18 protein-coding genes and 1 pseudogene are annotated in these 17,537 nt (G+C 63.0%); 6 read left to right on the top strand and 13 right to left on the bottom strand.

Annotated elements, in window-relative coordinates; all coding sequences use genetic code 11:
* From ACK41X_RS09625 to ACK41X_RS09600, 6 genes and pseudogenes are all read right to left on the bottom strand, one after another.
* Positions 1 to 284 (bottom strand): annotated as a pseudogene (locus tag ACK41X_RS09625) (hypothetical protein); the annotation flags it as partial.
* A gap of 587 nt (positions 285 to 871) precedes the next feature.
* On the bottom strand, positions 872 to 1,387 hold the full coding sequence (ldtR, locus tag ACK41X_RS09620; protein ID WP_409721904.1) for a transcriptional regulator LdtR: 516 nt from the start codon (positions 1,385 to 1,387) through the stop codon (positions 872 to 874).
* Between the two features lie 544 nt (positions 1,388 to 1,931).
* A complete protein-coding gene (locus ACK41X_RS09615; protein ID WP_409721919.1) occupies positions 1,932 to 2,654 on the bottom strand; it encodes a Crp/Fnr family transcriptional regulator in 723 nt (240 codons plus the stop codon).
* A 169-nt stretch (positions 2,655 to 2,823) separates the two neighbouring features.
* Entirely contained in the window at positions 2,824 to 3,264 is a 441-nt protein-coding gene (locus ACK41X_RS09610) for a BLUF domain-containing protein (RefSeq protein ID WP_409721901.1), read from the bottom strand.
* Positions 3,265 to 3,271: 7 nt separating this feature from the next.
* Positions 3,272 to 3,991 carry a GTP cyclohydrolase I gene (gene folE / locus ACK41X_RS09605; RefSeq protein WP_409721898.1) on the bottom strand — a complete coding sequence of 240 codons (720 nt, stop codon included), beginning with the start codon at positions 3,989 to 3,991 and terminating at the stop codon, positions 3,272 to 3,274.
* Between the two features lie 51 nt (positions 3,992 to 4,042).
* Positions 4,043 to 4,570: a DUF4174 domain-containing protein gene (locus tag ACK41X_RS09600; RefSeq protein ID WP_409721895.1), complete on the bottom strand. Its 528-nt coding sequence runs from the start codon at positions 4,568 to 4,570 to the stop codon at positions 4,043 to 4,045.
* A 21-nt stretch (positions 4,571 to 4,591) separates the two neighbouring features.
* Here ACK41X_RS09600 and ACK41X_RS09595 point away from each other — a divergent pair, with 21 nt between their 5' ends.
* Positions 4,592 to 5,146, top strand: coding sequence for a dihydrofolate reductase (locus tag ACK41X_RS09595; protein WP_409721893.1), 555 nt, complete (start codon positions 4,592 to 4,594; stop codon positions 5,144 to 5,146).
* 25 nt (positions 5,147 to 5,171) lie between these two features.
* On the opposite strand, the gene mmsB is transcribed toward ACK41X_RS09595, so the two are convergent.
* Genes mmsB through ACK41X_RS09575 form a run of 4 tightly spaced genes read right to left on the bottom strand, consistent with a single transcriptional unit; the run spans position 5,172 to position 8,802 of the window.
* Positions 5,172 to 6,059 (bottom strand): 3-hydroxyisobutyrate dehydrogenase, encoded by an 888-nt coding sequence (mmsB, locus tag ACK41X_RS09590; protein WP_409721890.1) that lies wholly within the window; start codon positions 6,057 to 6,059, stop codon positions 5,172 to 5,174.
* A gap of 41 nt (positions 6,060 to 6,100) precedes the next feature.
* Complete coding sequence (locus tag ACK41X_RS09585) at positions 6,101 to 6,559, bottom strand: DUF6163 family protein (RefSeq protein ID WP_409721887.1); 459 nt, start codon at positions 6,557 to 6,559, stop codon at positions 6,101 to 6,103.
* Between the two features lie 34 nt (positions 6,560 to 6,593).
* Positions 6,594 to 7,661 carry an enoyl-CoA hydratase/isomerase family protein gene (locus tag ACK41X_RS09580; RefSeq protein ID WP_409721884.1) on the bottom strand — a complete coding sequence of 356 codons (1,068 nt, stop codon included), beginning with the start codon at positions 7,659 to 7,661 and terminating at the stop codon, positions 6,594 to 6,596.
* A gap of 1 nt (position 7,662) precedes the next feature.
* Positions 7,663 to 8,802 carry an acyl-CoA dehydrogenase family protein gene (locus tag ACK41X_RS09575; RefSeq protein WP_409721881.1) on the bottom strand — a complete coding sequence of 380 codons (1,140 nt, stop codon included), beginning with the start codon at positions 8,800 to 8,802 and terminating at the stop codon, positions 7,663 to 7,665.
* A 168-nt stretch (positions 8,803 to 8,970) separates the two neighbouring features.
* Here ACK41X_RS09575 and hemB point away from each other — a divergent pair, with 168 nt between their 5' ends.
* The gene (gene hemB, locus ACK41X_RS09570; RefSeq protein WP_409721879.1) at positions 8,971 to 10,026 is read left to right on the top strand and encodes a porphobilinogen synthase; all 1,056 of its coding nucleotides are present in this window, start codon (positions 8,971 to 8,973) and stop codon (positions 10,024 to 10,026) included.
* 9 nt (positions 10,027 to 10,035) lie between these two features.
* The gene (locus ACK41X_RS09565) at positions 10,036 to 10,722 is read left to right on the top strand and encodes a DUF6946 family protein (protein WP_409721877.1); all 687 of its coding nucleotides are present in this window, start codon (positions 10,036 to 10,038) and stop codon (positions 10,720 to 10,722) included.
* A gap of 31 nt (positions 10,723 to 10,753) precedes the next feature.
* Here the strand turns inward: ACK41X_RS09565 and ACK41X_RS09560 are convergent, their stop codons facing one another.
* Complete coding sequence (locus ACK41X_RS09560; RefSeq protein WP_409721874.1) at positions 10,754 to 11,974, bottom strand: threonine ammonia-lyase; 1,221 nt, start codon at positions 11,972 to 11,974, stop codon at positions 10,754 to 10,756.
* Between the two features lie 92 nt (positions 11,975 to 12,066).
* Here ACK41X_RS09560 and ACK41X_RS09555 point away from each other — a divergent pair, with 92 nt between their 5' ends.
* Both ACK41X_RS09555 and ACK41X_RS09550 read left to right on the top strand, forming a co-directional pair.
* Positions 12,067 to 12,612, top strand: a complete 546-nt coding sequence (locus ACK41X_RS09555) for an RDD family protein (protein WP_409721871.1) — start codon at positions 12,067 to 12,069, stop codon at positions 12,610 to 12,612.
* 52 nt (positions 12,613 to 12,664) lie between these two features.
* Positions 12,665 to 13,408 carry an arginyltransferase gene (locus tag ACK41X_RS09550; RefSeq protein ID WP_409721868.1) on the top strand — a complete coding sequence of 248 codons (744 nt, stop codon included), beginning with the start codon at positions 12,665 to 12,667 and terminating at the stop codon, positions 13,406 to 13,408.
* A gap of 3 nt (positions 13,409 to 13,411) precedes the next feature.
* Here ACK41X_RS09550 and parC read toward each other — a convergent pair whose 3' ends face one another.
* Positions 13,412 to 15,667: a DNA topoisomerase IV subunit A gene (parC, locus tag ACK41X_RS09545; protein ID WP_409721866.1), complete on the bottom strand. Its 2,256-nt coding sequence runs from the start codon at positions 15,665 to 15,667 to the stop codon at positions 13,412 to 13,414.
* A gap of 729 nt (positions 15,668 to 16,396) precedes the next feature.
* Here parC and ACK41X_RS09540 point away from each other — a divergent pair.
* Complete coding sequence (locus ACK41X_RS09540; RefSeq protein WP_409721863.1) at positions 16,397 to 16,639, top strand: hypothetical protein; 243 nt, start codon at positions 16,397 to 16,399, stop codon at positions 16,637 to 16,639.
* Positions 16,640 to 16,723: 84 nt separating this feature from the next.
* Here ACK41X_RS09540 and recO read toward each other — a convergent pair whose 3' ends face one another.
* Complete coding sequence (recO, locus tag ACK41X_RS09535; RefSeq protein WP_409721860.1) at positions 16,724 to 17,455, bottom strand: DNA repair protein RecO; 732 nt, start codon at positions 17,453 to 17,455, stop codon at positions 16,724 to 16,726.
* Positions 17,456 to 17,537: the final 82 nt, after the last annotated feature.

Below are 17,537 nucleotides of genomic sequence, written 5' to 3'. Positions count from 1 at the left end.
ACGAGTTTCTCGTAGCGCGGGATCGCGGCCTCCGTGGTCTGTGCGGTGGCCGGCGACAAAGTCGGCAGAGACGACTTTGGCATGCGCACCGAGCGGATGCCCGAATCGTAACCCTGGCCGAAATCGGAGCGCCTGGTTTGCTCCATCAGGAGCTGCAGCACCTTGTCCTGCGCCTCGGCCCGCGTCGCGACAAGCGCCGCGGCGGCGCCAAGCGCACCGCGCCCGACATGCTGCAACACGGTGCGGCGGTTCCAACGATTGGGGAAATCCGGGCGGTCGGTCATCAGCAAATCGGCCCTCGGTCAGTCGCATTAAATCGGAGGCCGCCAGATTGGCAATGGGTCTGGCGGAATTTGGGCCGGCCGCGCCTTTCAGATCGGCTGCCTGCGGTGACAAATCACCCGCTGACTGCAGGCAGGCGCGGCCAAGGGCGACCCACGGCGCCGTGGCACGGCCGGCTGCGCCTGTGCGGGCCCGTTAACCTGCCGATTTCGGCTCGTTCGCCTCGCAGACGACGCAGACCAAACCGCTCGGCTTGGTCCGCTGCAATTGCTTGCACCTCGGACAATGTCGCTTCTTGAGCATCGGGCGTCCTCAATCGACGTGACGACCTGACGGTGTCAGCAAGATTCAGACCACCCTCCGTGAAAATCTGGCATTATTTGGGTCGGGACGCAGCGCACATTGTCGCCGCGGGGTACCTCGCTTAGAGAGAGAGCCCGCTCTCACTCGGTCGGCGACGCGCCCGCCCACGTGGAAACGGATCGCCCGCAGCGAAAAGCCCCGGCGCATCCGCCGAGGCCTGTCAGGTTGACAGACGATCGAGGCTGAGGCGCCCGCAGCCAAAACCGGCGCCGAGAAGCTGCGCGCGTTACAGCCGGTACAAGATCTGATCGGTCCAGAACCGCTCGAGACGATGCAGCGACTTGTTCAGCGTGCCGAATTCTTCGGCTGCGATACCGCCCACCTGTTCGACGGTCCGCACATGCTTCTGGTACAGGTTCTCGACGATATCGCGAATCTCGCGGCCCTTGTCGGTCAGCTTGATGCGGACCGAGCGGCGGTCGACCCGAGAGCGCTGGTGGTCGAGGAAGCCCATCTCGACGAGCTTCTTGAGATTGTAGGAGACATTGGAGCCGAGATAATAGCCGCGCGTGCGCAATTCGCCCGCAGTCAATTCCTTGTCGCCGATATTGTAGAGCAGCAGGGCCTGGACCGAGTTGATGTCGGCGCGGCCGCGGCGGTCGAATTCGTCCTTGATCACATCGAGAAGGCGCCGGTGCAGGCGTTCCACAAGGGTCAAGGCTTCGAGATAGAGCGGCCGGATATGCTCGTAACGCTGCGCGTTCTGCGCGGGTTGCTCCGCCGGCTTCATAACGGCTTTCATGTGACGCCTTCCTGTGTCAGTTCTTTTTCAGTTTTATGCGAGGCCCTGTTTCCCCGCTTCGTCACAAGCTAGACGCGATGATCTAAAATCGACTTAAACAACAGCATAAAGAGAAGATTTATCCGCCGGGGTGAATCAAGGATTGAATTTGCAATTCCAGCGTTTCTCGTAACGTCCGATTCACCGATCTGAAAACGTGCGATCGCTTCGTGCTGGCCGCAAAAATGCGTTGTGTTTCGACCAATTGTGCTGTTCGCCGCAATGCGGACAGCGCACCCGGACAATCACGTCCGGCAAGGCGTGAAAGCTGTCGGCATCGGTTTCGATGCCGGTCGATAGCTCCCGTCCCGTATTCGGACATAATGTGTAGATGGTGGCCATGGATTCGTCCGTCCCGCTTCGGGACGCGAACCTAGAGACGCCGGAACAGACCCAGAATTAAATTTGACATACCGGCCTTGCGACCGAAACGCACTGCGGCCGAATTGACCGCCGGGGAGAGTTCATGGGGCTGGTCTGAGGCGGATTGCAGGTGCGTTCGCCATCAGATAAAGGGCCGCTTGTGCGGGCCGGGAAATTCGAAATTCGCGATCTTTGCGAGGCCATCACGGTCGAGAATTTCGAACACCCGCCCTTTCCAGCGCATGGTCCGGGTGGCCGTGAGCTTCTTCAGCGTCTTGTTGGCATGGACCAGCGACATCCCGAGCGTGTCGGCGATATGCTGCTGAGTAAAGGGAAACTGGATGGTGTTGCCGCGCGTCAGCGATACCTCCTCGGCGCGCACAAACAAATGCAGAAACAGATAGGCCATGCGTTCGATCGCGGTGCGCCGGCCGATGCTGAGAAGGCTCTCGTCCAGGATTTGCTCCTCACGCGCCGCAAGCCAGGTCACATCATAGGCAAGCGCTGGAAAGCGCGAATAAAGGCTCCATAGCTTTTCGCGCGGAAAGATGCACAGCGTCATGTCGGTCAGCGCCTCGACCGAATGCTGCATTTCGTCGGCGACCGTTCCCTGCAGCCCGAGAAAGTCCGACGGCATGGCGAAATTCAGGATCTGGCGACGACCGTCGGGCAGCGACTTGTAACGAAACGCCCAGCCCACCAGCACGGTGTAAAGATAGGCTGAATTGGTGCCCTGCAGGAGGATGCTGGAGCCAGCCTCGATATTCAACTCACCGGACTTAAAGCTGCGGATAAAATCGAGTTCATCGGGCGAGAAGTCGCGGAGCACATCCATGCGCCGCAGCGGGCATTGCTCGCATGGCATTTGCCGGCCGGCAATGGCGATCGCACCGGCTCCTGGCTTGTTGTGGGATGCGGTGCGTTTTTTTGAGACGGCGGGCATATGTCAGCGGCTCGATGCGGCCGAAACAACGTCCGACCCGCGCTTTGGTTTCCACGGTGGCCGCAAAAAGAGACCGCGCAGCTCATCGCGCCTAATGCGACGGTCCGCCGGTACGCGTGGCGATCGCGCCGGTGGCGACAAGTTCGCTCAGCAGCGCCATTGTCGCCTGCCCCGGCATGGTGAAGGGATCGAGTACCGCCTTCTGGGAGTATTTGAGCAGCAGCGCGCGGTTGAGCGATCCCACGTTGACTTGACCCATGCTCCAGGCCGGAAAGCGACGCTCGCCGACCTCTTCATAGGACAAAAGCCGGACATGCCTATGCCGGTCGTCCCTTACCAATGTGTTGAACAGATCGCAGACCTCATCGCGTCCGCCCTCAATGACCTGAACGAACACATCGTTCGTAAATGACAGAAGCCCGGTGATGCCACGCGGCGGATTGTTGCGGCGAGACTGCTCCAGGATGCCGTCAAGCAACTCGCTCTTCAACGGCTGCGCCGGACGGCTGGCATACAGGCAACGGACGAGCATCGTATCCTCAGCTGTTCATGGCGATCAGCGACAGAAATTCGCGGCGCAGTGACGGATCCTTCAGGAAAGAGCCGCGCATGACACTGTTGGTCATTTTGGATGCGGTGTCCTTGACGCCGCGCCAATGCATGCAGAAATGATCGGCTTCCATGACCACGGCAAGCCCGTCCGGGCGCACGAGATCCATGAGAAGGTCGGCCAATTGCGTGATGGCTTCTTCCTGAATTTGCGGCCGCGTCATGATCCACTCGGCAAGACGCGCGTATTTCGACAACCCGATCAGGTTTGAATGCTGGTTCGGCATCAAGCCCATCCAAAGCCTGCCCATGATCGGACAAAAGTGATGGCTACAGGCGCTGCGGACCGTGACCGGGCCGACGATCATCAGCTCGTTCAGGCTGGCGACATTCGGAAACTCGGTAACCCGCGGCTGCGGCTGATAGCGCCCGCGAAACACCTCATTCAGGTACATCTTGGCGACGCGAAGCGCAGTGTCCTGCGTATTGTGATCGTTATCGATATCGATCACGAGGCTTCTCAGAACGTCGCGCATCTTGGCCTCGACCTCTTCGAGCAGGGCGTCGATTTCGCCGGGCTCGATGAACGAGGCGATATTGTCGTTGGCGTTGAAGGGCCGGCCGGCGCCTTGCAGACGCTGGCGAATTCGTTCGGAGACTGCGGATGCCGTGGAATTCGGTACGGCCGGCAATTCAGGCTTTTCAGACATGGTCAGGCTTACACATTCGGGGAGACATGCGGCGTTGAACCGCGCCATTTGTCAAGGCCGCCGCATTTCGTTCTGCCGCATCGGCATCTTGTCGATGGTACCAAACAGCGTGGCAGGCCCGAGCGGGGAGGACGAACTCAGCTTGATCCCACCGTCCTTGCCGACCAGCACGGCATGAAATCCGTCCGCGGATAAACCAAATCGCTTGCGAAGGTCTGCTGCGCTGACCCGCGGAGCAGGCCCGAGGTCGGCCGTCACCCGGTCCCCGATCACCCACACCACCACCATATTCCGCTCGACAAGGCCAGGCCGGTTGGCGGCCACGATCTGGCGTTGCCGGTTCAGAAAGCCTGTTGTGCCGTTCGGAGCAAACACAACCAGCGGACGGTATTTCCATTTGTAATCGGTCATCGCCGTCGCTGTATCCGGTGCGGCGACGGCAGCAGAAGCGAGCGCGAGCGCAATGGCGCCGGCGGATCGATGCTTCATTGGAATCCCCTTTACGACTGCCGCTGGCCAGACATCACCCATGCTGCCATGGTTGCTGCTTATATGGTCGCGAGGCTCGACGATTTCCATGGCGCTCAAGGTGGACGTTCGATGGCCCTGAGAGTTGAAGGCTTTGCCATTGTTTCGGATGACGGAATGCTCGCGGACGCCAGCGGCGTCATGCCCAGGGACTTGTTGGTCGATGCGGACCAGAGATACCTGTCGGATGCGCTCGACCGGGCCGCGATCCTGGTTCACGGCCGCAATTCGCATGAGGGCCAGCCGCATTCGCGGCAGCGGCGGCGCCTGATCGCAACACGCAGCGTCGCTGCCATCGCACAGGTGCCGGACGATCCAAACGCATTGCTCTGGAATCCCGCCGGGATGCCTCTGGAGGACGCGGCCGTGCGGCTTGGCGTGCACGAAGGTTCCGTGGCCGTCCTGGGCGGGACCGATGTCTATGGTCTGTTTTTGCCGCGCTACGATGTGTTCCATCTCTCGCGGATGCCCGGACTGCGCCTGCCCGGCGGGCGGCCGGTTTTTCCCGGCGTGCCCGAGCAAACGCCCGAGGAGACGTTGTCTGTTTACGGACTTCGGCCGGGACCGCAGCGGCTGCTCGATGCGGCTACAGGCGTGAGCGTCACCGTGTGGCGGCGCTGCGAGTGAACGGCGTTAACCTGGCCGCCCGCAATTACTCCCCCCGCAGGAAGCGGATGATGCCGGAGAAGTCGCGGCCGCCCTCGCCGCTATCGACATAATGCTCGTAGATCGCGGATGCGCCGGCGCCGAGCGGCGTGCGCGCGCCCGCTGCTTTCGCCGCCTCCTGAGACAGCTTGAGATCCTTCAGCATCATCGCCGCGGTGAAGCCCGCCTGATAGTCGCGGTTCGCGGGCGAGGTCGGCACCGGCCCCGGCACCGGGCAATAGGCGGTCATCGACCAGCACTGGCCGGACGATTTCGACGAGATGTCGAACAGCTTCTGCGCGTCGAGGCCGAGCTTCTCGGCCAGCACGAAGGCTTCCGACACCGCGATCATTGAAATGCCGAGGATCATGTTGTTGCAGATTTTCGCGGCCTGACCGGTGCCCGGACCGCCGGCATGGACGATGGTCTTGCCCATCGCCGCCAGGATCGGCTTGGCCTTCTCGAATGCCTCGTCCGCGCCGCCGACCATGAAGGTGAGCGTTGCGGCCTGCGCGCCGCCGACGCCGCCGGAGACGGGCGCATCCACCATCAACAGGCCCCGAGCCTCCGCGGCGGCCGAGACCTCGCGCGCGGTTTCGACGTCAATGGTCGATGAATCGATCAGGAGCGTGCCGGGTTTGGCCTTTTCGACAATACCGTCCGGACCGAGATAGGTCTCGCGCACCTCGGCACCGGAGGGCAGCATCGTCACCACGATCTCGGCGTCAGCCGCGGCCGCGCCCGGCATGCCTGCAGCGGTGCCGCCGGCCGACACCAATTTGCCGACGGCGTCCAGGCTGATGTCGTAGCCATGCACATCGTGACCGGCCTTGACCAGATTTTGCGCCATCGGGCCGCCCATATTCCCGAGGCCGACAAAGGCTATTCGCGCCATCTGTGTTCAATCCTCCAGTGCGAGCTCCCGTCCGAACGACCTCAGTGCGGATGCTCCCGCGCCGATTGCAAGGCCAGAACGAGATAGGTGCAGAGCAGCACCAGCTCGATGATGACCACGATCCACGATCCGCCATAGATCTGCGGGAAGAAGACCTGCACCGCGGCCATCGACACCGCCGCGGTCAGCCACACCACGGCGCCCCACACCGCCGCAAGCCAGAGCCCGACTGCAGCGACCAGATCGATGATGGCGAAATAGACGGTCGCGGTCTGCCAGGGAATCGATTCCGTCGAAAAGCGTGAATCAGGGCCTTCGCCGATGCCGAGCACCACCGACCAGTGATACAGGCCTTTCAGCATCGACACGACCGCCATGGCGCGCAGAAACCAGATCAGCCAGCGCGTCCATTGTCCCTGCTGCTGCTTCTCCTCGTCGGCCTGAACCGGCGCAAGCGCAGCCTGCTTTTCCGGTGGGGCCATCACGACGGGATCGCTCATATCAACTCCAGTTCAAGTCCACCTCAAGTCCAGCTCAAGTCGAGCTCAAGTCGAGCTCTTGGCCCGGCAGCGGCGCGAAATGCTGCTCTACGACATTATCTGCCACCGAGGCGAGATCGCCGGGCGACCAGCGCGGCGCATTGTCCTTGTCGACGATCACGGCACGGACCCCCTCGGCCATATCGGAACCATAGACGATCCGCGACACGATGCGAAACTCGGCCGCCATGCAGGCCTCGAAGGAATGGCTGCGCCCGTAGCGCATCTGGGCCAGCGCCAGGGTCAGACTGGTCGGCGACCGTGTCCGCATGGTCCGCGCCGTCTGCGCCGCCCATTCGGAATGGCCCGCGCCCGCCCGCGCCTCGCGGTCCAGCGCCTCGAGGACCGCTGCGACCGTGTCCCGGGAAAAGGCCCGGTCGATGACGCGCCGCATCGGCATGACGTCGCCCGGCCCGACGGTTTCCATAAATTCGGCCAGAATCGCATTGACCGGATCGCGCCCGCATAGCGCGTCTTTCAACGCAGCGAAGCGGTGCGACTTAACATGGTGCGTTGCAGCGCCGGCCAGGACCGCATCCGCTGCCCTGACCCGTTCGCCGGTCAGAGCGAGGTAAGTGCCGATCTCGCCCGCGAGCCGCGGCAGCGCATAGGTCGCCCCCACATCCGGAAAGAAGCCGATGCCCACTTCCGGCATGGCGAAGGCATAGCGCTCGCCGGCGACGCGATGCGAACCATGGATCGAGATTCCGACGCCGCCGCCCATCACGATGCCGTCGATCAGCGAGACATACGGTTTCGGATAGCGCTTGATCGCGGTGTTGAGCGTGTATTCCTCGCGGAAGAAAGACAGCGCCTGCTGCTGCCTGCCTGCGGTGATGAGATCGTAAAGCGCGCGGATGTCGCCGCCCGCGGAAAACGCACGCTCGCCATTGGCGGTCACGATCACGCGCGTCACGGTGTCGTCCTTCGCCCATGCGCTCAATTGCGCAGCGAGCCCACGTACCATGCCATGGGTAATCGCGTTCAGCGCCTTGGGGCGGTTGAGCGTCACAATGCCGGCAGTACCGCGCTTCTCGAACAGAATGTCGTGCGCTTCGCTCACATCAATTGTCCAGCAGATCGCGGCTGACGATCAGGCGCATAATCTCGTTGGTGCCTTCGAGAATCTGGTGCACGCGCACATCGCGCAGCACCCGCTCAATTGGATGATCGCGCAAGTATCCGTAGCCGCCGTGCAATTGCAGGCAGCCGTTCACCGCCTCGAAACCCACATCGGTCGCAAAGCGCTTCGCCATCGCGGCGAGCCGCGTGGCACCGGGCTCCCCCTCGCTCACGGCATGCGCCGCGCGCCACACCATCAACCGCGCCGCCTCCAGTTCGGTCGCATAATCGGCAATCCGAAACCGTAAGGCCTGAAACTCCGAAAGCCGCGATCCGAACTGCTTGCGGTCGCGCAGGTAATCGATGGTGCGGTCGATACAGAATTGCGCGCCGCCGAGCGAACAGGCCGCAATGTTGAGCCGGCCGCCGTCGAGGCCCATCATCGCGATCCGAAAGCCGTCGCCTTCCTTGCCGATCAGGTTCTCGGCCGGGACGCGGCAATTCTCGAACATCACCATCGCAGTCGGCTGCGATTTCCAGCCGAGCTTCTTCTCCCGTGCGCCGAATGTGAGGCCCGGCGTCCCCTTCTCCACCACGATGCAGGAAATGCCTTTCGGTCCGGCGCCACCGGTGCGCACCATGCAGACATAGATGTCTGAGGTGCCGCCGCCGGAGATGAAGGCCTTTGCTCCGTTCAGGACATAATAATCGCCGTCCCGCTGCGCGCGCGTGGTGAGGCTTGCCGCATCCGAGCCCGCGCCCGGCTCGGTCAGGCAATAGCTCGCGAAATGCTCCATGGAGCAGAGCTTCGGCAGGAGGCGTTTTCGCTGCGCCTCGCCACCGAACGCATCGATCATCCAGGCCGCCATGTTGTGGATCGAGATATAGGCGGCGGTCGAGGTGCAGCCCTGCGCCAGTTCCTCGAAGATGATCGCGGCGTCGAGCCTCGTCAGCTCCGAGCCGCCGACATCGCCCTTGACATAGATGCCGCCAAAGCCGAGCGCGGCGGCCTCGCGCAAGGTCTCGACCGGAAATATCTCCTCCTCGTCCCAATGCGCCGCCTGCGGCATCATCGCCTCGCGGGCGAATTGCCGGGCGGTGGCCTGGAAGGCGCGCTGGTCCTCGGAAAGAGCGAAATCCATGCCTCAACGGATAAGTTTGGCTGCGGGCGGCGTCAATTGTGGCGGGCAAAGCCTCTTTGGGGGTAAACTGCTGCTGTTCTCCGCTCATTCCCGCGAAAGCGGGAATCAAGTCCCCTGGCTCTGGGTCTCCGCCTTCGCGGGGAGGAGCGGACCGGGAGTGAAGGTAACATGGCGATCAAGTACGGCCGCCCGCTCGAACGCAAGACCAAGGTGGTGCCGCTCGAGGCGCCCGCTCACCTGCCGCTGGACCTGCCGCACCGGCCAAGACGGCTGCGGCGGACCGACTGGCTCCGCCGCATGGTGCGTGAGAATGAGCTGTCCACCGCCGACCTGATCTGGCCGATCTTCGTGGTCGACGGCACGACGAAGCGCACCGCGGTGCCGTCGATGCCGGGCGTGGACCGGCTGTCGATCGAGGAAGCCGTCCGCGAGGTCGAACGCGCGGCAAAGCTCACGATCCCCTGCGTCGCGATCTTTCCCTATACCGACCCAGCCCTGCGCGACGAGACCGGCAGCGAGGCCACCAACCCGGACAATCTCGTCTGCCGTGCCGTGCGCGCGATCAAGCAGGCGGCGCCCGACGTCGGCATTCTTTGCGACGTTGCGCTCGATCCGTTCACCAGCCACGGCCATGACGGACTGATGCGCGACGGCGTGATCCTCAACGACGAGACCGTCGACGTGCTGGCGCGGCAGGCGCTGGTCCAGGCCGATGCCGGCTGCGACATCATCGCGCCCTCCGACATGATGGATGGCCGGGTCGGCGCGATCCGCATGGCGCTCGACGATGCCGGACATCAGGACGTGGCGGTCATGGCCTATGCGGCGAAATATGCGTCCGCCTTCTACGGTCCGTTCCGCGATGCTGTCGGCTCGTCGAAGACTCTGACCGGCGACAAGCGCACCTATCAGATGGATTACGGTAATTCCGACGAGGCGTTGCGCGAGGTCGCGCTCGATCTCGAAGAAGGCGCCGACATGGTGATGGTGAAGCCCGGCCTGCCCTATCTCGACATCGTGCGGCGCGTGAAGGAGGAGTTCGGCGTGCCGACCTTCGCCTATCAGGTGTCGGGCGAATATGCGATGATTACGGCCGCGGCACAGAATGGCTGGCTCGACGGCGAGAAGGCGATGATGGAAAGCCTGATCGCCTTCAAGCGCGCCGGTGCCGACGGCATCTTGACCTACTTCGCGCCGAAGATTGCGGAGATGCTGCGAAGGTAGAGACCGTCTGTGCCACAGATATTTTTCTGTGACGCCGGCACACCGGCTCACCGCCCGGAAGATGTCATTCCTTTTCTCGGAAAGGGACAAGCGCATTGGCGGCAAGGACGCTCGGCATACGAAGCCGCGCATAGTTGGTTCCGAGCACAGGATATTCCCGCGCCTATTCGGGACCTACTTAAGACCGATCCAGTTTTCGGCGACGCAATCCTGTTGCGTGCCTATTTTGAGAGGCAGACTCGTTTCGACGAAATCGCGCGCGGCCCGAGTCAGACCGACGTGCTCGCCATTCTCAAGACAGGTTCCGGTCCCGCCATCCTCGCAGTGGAAGCGAAGGTCGACGAACCGTTCGGTCCAACCGTCAAACAATGGCATGACGGCGGCGTCATAAAGCAGCGTCGGTTGCTGGGATTGCTCGCGCGCTTGCGGATCGATCACACCGCAGCGGACGAACTGCGCTATCAGCTGTTGCACCGCACCGCTGCGACGCTCGTCGAAGCCGAAAAAGCCGGCGCGGCACATGCCGCCCTGGTCGTGCAATCGTTCAGCCCGCGCTCTGCCGGCATCACTGACTTTCAGAGCTATGCAGCAGCGATCGGGATCGCGTTGGCGCCCGGCGCGCTCTCCAAACCTGTGAGGATCGGCGCAATTGAACTGCGTTTGGGCTGGGCTTTTTGTCCGCTGACGCAGACGTAACAGTCGCATAGTACTGCTCGGCCGAGCACGCTCACCCCATCACGTCGCTGACGTGAATGCGCGCCGGGTGATAGCCGTCGGCCGCAAGCGCCGCCATGATCTCCTCGGCATGGGCATGATCGCGCGTCTCCACCGTGACATCGAGCCGCGCGCCCTTGGCCGGGACATCGAGAAACAGCCTTTTGTGATCGACCTGCAGAATGTTGGCGCCGAGGTCGCCGAGGCGGGTGGCAATCTGGCCGAGCACGCCCGGCCGGTCCGGAATCGTGAGGCGGAACGACACGATCTGCTCGCCGCGTTCGAGTTCTCGCACCATAATCGAGGCAAGGATGCGCGGGTCGATATTGCCGCCGCACAGAATGAGGCCGACGCGCTTGCCCTTGAAGCGCGCGGGCTCTTTCAGCATCGCCGCAAGCCCCGCAGCGCCCGCTCCCTCGGCCATGGTCTTTTGCAAGGTGAGATAGGCATTCACCGCGCGTTCGAGCTGCGACTCGCTCACCAGCAACACATCCGATACGAGCTCGCGGATGATCGGCAGCGTGAGCTTGCCGACATTCTTGACCGCGATGCCTTCGGCAAGAGTCGCGCCGCCGCAGGGCCGGTCCTCGCCATGCAGCGCGTTCCACATCGATGGATAAAGCTCGGCCTCGACGCCGACCACCTCGATTGCAGGATTGATCGCCTTCGCTGCGATCGCGTTTCCCGAAATCAGACCGCCGCCGCCGATCGGCACCACCAGACAGTCCAGATCGGGCCGCTCGTCGAGCATCTCGATCGCAATGGACCCCTGTCCTGCGATGATGCGCGGATCGTCGTAAGGGTGAATGAAGATCAAGCCATGCCGGGCGTGCAGATCCTCGGCGCGGGCCTGCGATTCGGCGATGGTTTCGCCGTGCAGCACCACCGTCGCGCCATAGGCGCGGGTCGCCGCGACCTTCACCGCAGGCGTCGTCACCGGCATGACGATGGTGGCGGCAATGCCGAGCCGTGCGGCGTGATAGGCCACCGCCTGCGCATGGTTGCCGGCCGACATCGCGATCACGCCGCGGGCGCGATCCTGCGCGGTCAGGCTCGCCAGCTTGTTCAGCGCGCCGCGCTCCTTGAACGAATTGGTGACCTGGAGGTTTTCGTATTTCACGAAAACCTCGGCGCCGGTCAGCGCGGAGAATTTCGGTGCCGGAAGCATCGGCGTGCGCAGGATTCGCCCATTGAGAATGGTCTGGGCATCTTCGATGTCGCTCAGCCTGATCATGATGTCTGCACCCCGCCTGACGCACTATAGGCGGGCAATGTCCGTTGCGTTAGAGTTTCCGAAGCGGGTCGCGCGCGAGCGGAGGCAGGGCTATGGCAGAACAACGGGATCGCATCGGGGTCGGCTACGATGTCAGGCCGCACGCCTTCGACCCCGACACCAACCCGGAACTGTTCGACGGCGTCCCGGCGCGCCGGGTGCTCGCCTTCATCATCGATCTGGTCATTCTTGCCATCCCGCTGATCCTGGTCTGGATCTTCTTCTTCGCCATCGGCATCGTGACGCTGGGGCTTGGCTTCGCCCTGTTCGGCCTGATGCCGGTCATCGCCCTGATCTGGGCCGCGTTTTATTATGGCACCACGCTCGGCGGCCCGCGCTCGGCCACCATCGGCATGCGGGCGCTCGCTATCGAGATGCGGACCTGGTATGGCGGCCCATCCTATTTCGTACTGGCAGTTGTCCATGCCGGCCTGTTCTGGGTCACGACCAGCGTGCTGACGCCGCTCGTGCTGCTGGTCTGCTTTTTCAATACGCGGAAACGGCTGTTGCACGACTTCCTGATTGGGACCGTGGTGGTCAATAGCGGACCGCGGGCCGGCATCCACCCGCCCTCCGGGCCGGGATTCGGTCCCGTTTGACGGCGGGCGGCTTCTCAGGCGAGAATCCGACCCCGGAGCATACGACCCGACCGTGACCCAACATTCACGCGATACGCCGCAATTCTACCTGACCGCCCCTTCCCCCTGCCCTTACCTTCCCGGCAAGGAGGAGCGGAAGGTCTTCACCCACCTCGTCGGGGATCGAGCGCCCGGCCTGAACGATCTTCTCACCCATGGCGGGTTCCGAAGGAGCCAGTCGATCGCCTACCGGCCGGCCTGCGAAACCTGCCGCGCCTGTATCTCGGTCCGGGTGGTCGTCGACGACTTCGAGCCGAGCCGGTCGATGCGGCGGATCGCGCAGCGCAATGCCGATGTCGTCGGAGAGATGCGGGCAGCGGTGCCGAGCTCGGAGCAATATTCGGTATTCCGCGCCTATCTCGACGAGCGGCATCGCGACGGCGGCATGGCCGACATGACGGTGCTCGACTATGCGATGATGGTCGAGGATTCGCATGTCGAGACCCGCATCGTCGAATACCGGCTGCGGCCTGAAGCCGACGCGGCAAGACGCGGGGGCGCGATGATCGCGGTCGCCCTCACCGATATCCTGAGCGACGGGCTGTCGATGGTCTATTCCTTCTTCGAACCGGATTACGAGGCCCGTTCGCTCGGCACCCTGATGATCCTCGATCACATCGAACGGGCCAGGAAGATGGGGTTGCCTTACGTCTATCTCGGCTATTGGGTGCGCGGTTCACGCAAGATGGACTACAAAAGCCGCTTCCTGCCGCAGGAGCGGCTGATGTCGCAGGGCTGGATGCGCGCGGAGATGTGAGGCCTACCCGATCGTCTTCCCGAACCGGTTGGTCTTCGGAAAGCGATCCGGCTTGACGCGGCCGGCGTCGCCGCGATTGCCGCGCCACGCGGCCAGTTCCTTCAATGGGGTGAGCTGCGCGCGGCCCGCCGCGTCGAACCAGCTCATGCCATCGCTCTTCGAATCGAAGGTCATGATGTCGCTCAAGGAGCCATCCTTGTAGCGCTGCAGGCGGACGCCGGCGCCGCGGGTCATTTCCGGAACCTGATTGATCGGGAACACGATCATCTTGCGGTTTTCGCCGATCGCGGCGACGAGGTCGCCGTCCACCAGCGCAATCGCCACCGCCCTGTCCGGCGCCTTGACGTTCAGCACCTGCTTGCCCTTGCGGGTATTGGCGAGGCACTCGTCCTCGGCGACGACGAAGCCCTTGCCCTCGCCGGACGCCAGGATGAATTTGCGTCCGCCCTGATATTTAAAGGCCGCGACGATGGTCGCGTCCTGTTCCAGATCGATGAACAGCCGCACCGGCTCGCCATGTCCGCGCCCGCCCGGCAGCTTCGAGGCCTCGATGGTGTAGAACTTGCCGTTCGACGCGAAGAACACGCATTTTGACGTGGTCTCGGCGTGGAAGTGGAATTGTAGCGCGTCGTCGGATTTGAACGTCACGCCCGACAGATCGGAAACATGGCCGCGGAGCGCGCGCACCCAGCCCTTTTCCGACACCACGACCGTGACCGGCTCGCGCTCGACCAGAACCTCAGCCAACTCCTGCTCAACATCAATCGCCTCACCGAAGCTCGTGCGGCGCTTTCCCAGTTCCGTTTTGGGCCCGAAGGTCTCGCGGACCTTCTTGATCTCGCTGGCGACCGTTTTCCACTGCTCGTCCTCGGACTTCAGCAAGGACTTGAGCTTCTTCAGCTCGTCGCGCAGATCCTTGTCCTCGCGCCGGATCTCCATCTCTTCCAGCTTGCGCAGATTGCGCAGACGCATGTTCAGGATGGCGTCGGCCTGCACCTCGGTGAGCTTGAAGGTCCGGATGAGGACCGGTTTGGGCTCGTCCTCGGTGCGAATGATCTTGATGACCTTGTCGAGGTTCAGATAGGCAATCAGGTAGCCGCCCAGCACGTCGAGCCGGTGCTCGATCGCATCGACCCGGTGTTTCGAGCGCCGCACCAGAACATCGCGCCGATGGTCCAGCCATTCCCGCAGCGCCTCCGCAAGGCCGACAACGCGCGGGATGCGGCCCTTCACCAGTACGTTCAAGTTCAGCGGGATGCGGCTCTCCAGCTCGCTCACCTTGAACAGCGATTCCATCAGCAGCACCGGATCGACGGTGCGCGATTTCGGCTCGATCACGATGCGGATGTCGGCCGCGGATTCGTCGCGGATGTCGGCGACCAGCGGCAGCTTGCGCTCGTTCAGGAGCTCGGCGACGCGCTCGATCAGACGCGACTTCTGCACCAGATAGGGAATCTGCGTGACCACGATCTGGTAGCCGCCGCGCCCGGTCTCCTCCTTGGTCCAGCGCGCCCGCACCCGGAATGAGCCGCGGCCGGTGGTATAGGCCTCGGCAATAGCATCCCTGCCATCCACAATGACACCGCCGGTCGGGAAATCCGGTCCGGGCACGAATTTCAGAAGGGTCTTGGAACGGGCATTCGGATTGTCGATCAGGAACAATGCTGCGTCGCACAGTTCAGCGGCGTTGTGTGGCGGGATCGAGGTCGCCATGCCGACCGCAATGCCTTGCGAGCCATTGGCCAGAAGGTTCGGGAATGCGCCCGGCAGCACTGCCGGCTCTTCGGTGAGCCCGTCATAGTTCGGGCGGAAGTCGACCGCATTCTCGTCGATGCCATCAAGCAGCAGCCGCGCGACCTCGGTCATGCGCGCTTCGGTATAACGGTAGGCGGCCGCGTTATCGCCGTCGATATTGCCGAAATTGCCCTGCCCGTCGATCAGCGGATAGCGCGACGAGAAATCCTGGGCGAGGCGGACGAGTGCGTCGTAAATCGCCTGGTCGCCATGCGGATGAAAGTTACCCATCACGTCGCCGACGATCTTGGCGGACTTCTTCGGCGTGGCTCCGGGATCGAGGCGCAGCAGCCGCATGCCATACAGGATGCGGCGATGAACCGGCTTCAGCCCGTCGCGCGCATCGGGCAGCGCACGGTGCATGATCGTCGACAGCGCATAGGCGAGATAACGCTCCTCCAGCGCGTCGCGCAGCGCGATGTCTTGAACGTCCTTGTCCGGGGGAGGAATCAGTCGCGTACCCATGCGATTCGGTACCGCGCCGCGTGGGCCGGAACAAGGCGGGCGCTCGGAAAACCCGCTGCCTCGATTTGGCCATCGCGCTGAATGGCTGATGAACACGGAAGGATTAGGTAATTCATTGATTCTACGCTTTAATTCGATCCGGGGACGACACTGCCGGCAGCACCTGACAGCAGGTTCGCCGCTGTGCAGATCCAGGGAGAAAGTCTCGATGAGAAGGATGTGGTTTACGATCGCAGCTGCGTTTGCAGTCTTGTGCGTCGTTTCGCTGGCGCCTCACCGCGCTGAAGCCATCACACTTCCGGCGCCCGCGGCAATGGCCGATGTCGTGGGCAGCCATGCCGAAGAAGTGAGATATGTGTGCCGACGCGTTTGCGGTCGTTATGGATGTACCCGGCGCTGCTGGTGGACGGGGCCGCGCTACTATTATCGCCCCTATTATCGTCCCTACCGGCCGTACCGTTATTACCGCAGGTATTGGTGACCCCCGTTTCTGCGGTCATGCGTTCACTTTCACGGACGATTTATTGGCTGCCACGCGAAAACTTGCGGAGTTCTTTCAATTTTTGTGGTAGCCGGAAGCTGTGACCGCAGAGGGGACAATTTGCGGCAGGGTGGTTGTGACTGCGCCTGGACTCCAGGTGAAGGCACATGCCGACGGCAGCTCTCGCTGCCGGATCGATGCGCGGCGCCAGCGCTGCGCATCTCGTCTTAGAATGGAGACTGAGCCTCATGAAGACGTTTGCTACTGCCCTGATTTTTGCAGCGGGACTTGGCCTCGCGTCCAGCACCGCCACTGCGGCTCCCGTCAGCATGCCCGGATCCGGGGCGGCGCTGAATGTCGGCAGCCTGTTCCAGCCAGCCCAGTATTACGGCGGCTACGGGTATCGCTATCGGCCCTATTGCTATTATGTTCGCCGCTGCGGATACGGGCCTTACGGCTATCGTTGCTGGCGCCAGCGCATCTGCCGCTGACAACCGCGCAACGACATCGATCGAGGGTCGGCTCTCCGGAGCCGGCCTTTTTCGTTCTGCATTTGCCACAATACAACGCCGCGGCTATGCCGCATCCGGCTTTCGGGCAATTGCAGCGATAAGGTGAGCGCGCGCATCCGGGAGCTCCAGTCCCCGTGGCTCCAGCACATGACGGGACAGAAAAAAGCCGGTCAGCGCAAACCCGGCGGCGATATCCTTGACAGTGGCGGGACCGGTTTCGCCGGTCAGAAAGCCCGGCAACGGCAGCAGCCTTTCGCGCCACGGTTCGCCCGCATCGCGCGAAACCGCCCGTCCCGATCTCGGCGACACATAGATCAGGTCGTCGGGCGAGCCTGTTGCGGCACAGACGTGAAGATCGAGGCCGAAGCCGAGTTCCGAAAGCATCAGCAGTTCGAAGCGGACCACCAGCATGGCGCAGATGGTTTGGTCGCGCAGATGCGCAACGATGGTCTCCAGCGTGTCGAAGACGATCTCGTGCGGGTCGCGTTCGGGCAAAAGCCGGGTCAGCCCGGCGATATGATTGAGGGCGAAGACCGCATGGGCATCGGAAAACAGCGCGCCGGCACGCAACGCGATCGGCTCGATGGTGTAGCTGCCCAGATGATCGTCAAGACGCGCGCGCCAATGTGCATGAACCGCATTGCCAGGCTGCAGTACCGGACGCATCCGGCTCCCGGCGCCGCCGCGCACAAGGCCGAGATGCCGCCCATGCTCGCGGGTCATCAGCTCCAGAATGGCGTTCGCCTCGCCATGCCGCCTGATGCCAAGGACGAATCCGTCGTCGCTCCATTGCATAGGACGAGATCACCCGATCCGGGGGACGATGTCGAGGGCGCCAGACATACAGGAGCGTGCCCGGCTGTGGCGAGACGAGAAA

Source organism: Pseudorhodoplanes sp., from assembly GCF_046289595.1.
Lineage (GTDB): Bacteria > Pseudomonadota > Alphaproteobacteria > Rhizobiales > Xanthobacteraceae > Pseudorhodoplanes.
Note: the sequence above shows the minus strand (reverse complement) of the source record. Positions and strands in the feature narration are given on the sequence as shown.

What these genes read in the sequence shown, in the direction of transcription:
- mmsB (WP_409721890.1), bottom strand. Translation starts at nt 6,059, where the DNA reads ATGGCGCGAATAGCCTTTGTCGGCCTCGGGAATATGGGCGGCCCGATG.
- ACK41X_RS09595 (WP_409721893.1), top strand. Translation starts at nt 4,592, where the DNA reads ATGGCCCTGAGAGTTGAAGGCTTTGCCATTGTTTCGGATGACGGAATG.
- hemB (WP_409721879.1), top strand. Translation starts at nt 8,971, where the DNA reads ATGGCGATCAAGTACGGCCGCCCGCTCGAACGCAAGACCAAGGTGGTG.
- ACK41X_RS09575 (WP_409721881.1), bottom strand. Translation starts at nt 8,802, where the DNA reads ATGGATTTCGCTCTTTCCGAGGACCAGCGCGCCTTCCAGGCCACCGCC.
- ACK41X_RS09600 (WP_409721895.1), bottom strand. Translation starts at nt 4,570, where the DNA reads ATGGAAATCGTCGAGCCTCGCGACCATATAAGCAGCAACCATGGCAGC.
- folE (WP_409721898.1), bottom strand. Translation starts at nt 3,991, where the DNA reads ATGTCTGAAAAGCCTGAATTGCCGGCCGTACCGAATTCCACGGCATCC.
- ACK41X_RS09555 (WP_409721871.1), top strand. Translation starts at nt 12,067, where the DNA reads ATGGCAGAACAACGGGATCGCATCGGGGTCGGCTACGATGTCAGGCCG.
- parC (WP_409721866.1), bottom strand. Translation starts at nt 15,667, where the DNA reads ATGGGTACGCGACTGATTCCTCCCCCGGACAAGGACGTTCAAGACATC.
- ACK41X_RS09615 (WP_409721919.1), bottom strand. Translation starts at nt 2,654, where the DNA reads ATGCCATGCGAGCAATGCCCGCTGCGGCGCATGGATGTGCTCCGCGAC.
- recO (WP_409721860.1), bottom strand. Translation starts at nt 17,455, where the DNA reads ATGCAATGGAGCGACGACGGATTCGTCCTTGGCATCAGGCGGCATGGC.
- ACK41X_RS09585 (WP_409721887.1), bottom strand. Translation starts at nt 6,559, where the DNA reads ATGAGCGATCCCGTCGTGATGGCCCCACCGGAAAAGCAGGCTGCGCTT.
- ACK41X_RS09610 (WP_409721901.1), bottom strand. Translation starts at nt 3,264, where the DNA reads ATGCTCGTCCGTTGCCTGTATGCCAGCCGTCCGGCGCAGCCGTTGAAG.
- ACK41X_RS09560 (WP_409721874.1), bottom strand. Translation starts at nt 11,974, where the DNA reads ATGATCAGGCTGAGCGACATCGAAGATGCCCAGACCATTCTCAATGGG.
- ACK41X_RS09540 (WP_409721863.1), top strand. Translation starts at nt 16,397, where the DNA reads ATGAAGACGTTTGCTACTGCCCTGATTTTTGCAGCGGGACTTGGCCTC.
- ldtR (WP_409721904.1), bottom strand. Translation starts at nt 1,387, where the DNA reads ATGAAAGCCGTTATGAAGCCGGCGGAGCAACCCGCGCAGAACGCGCAG.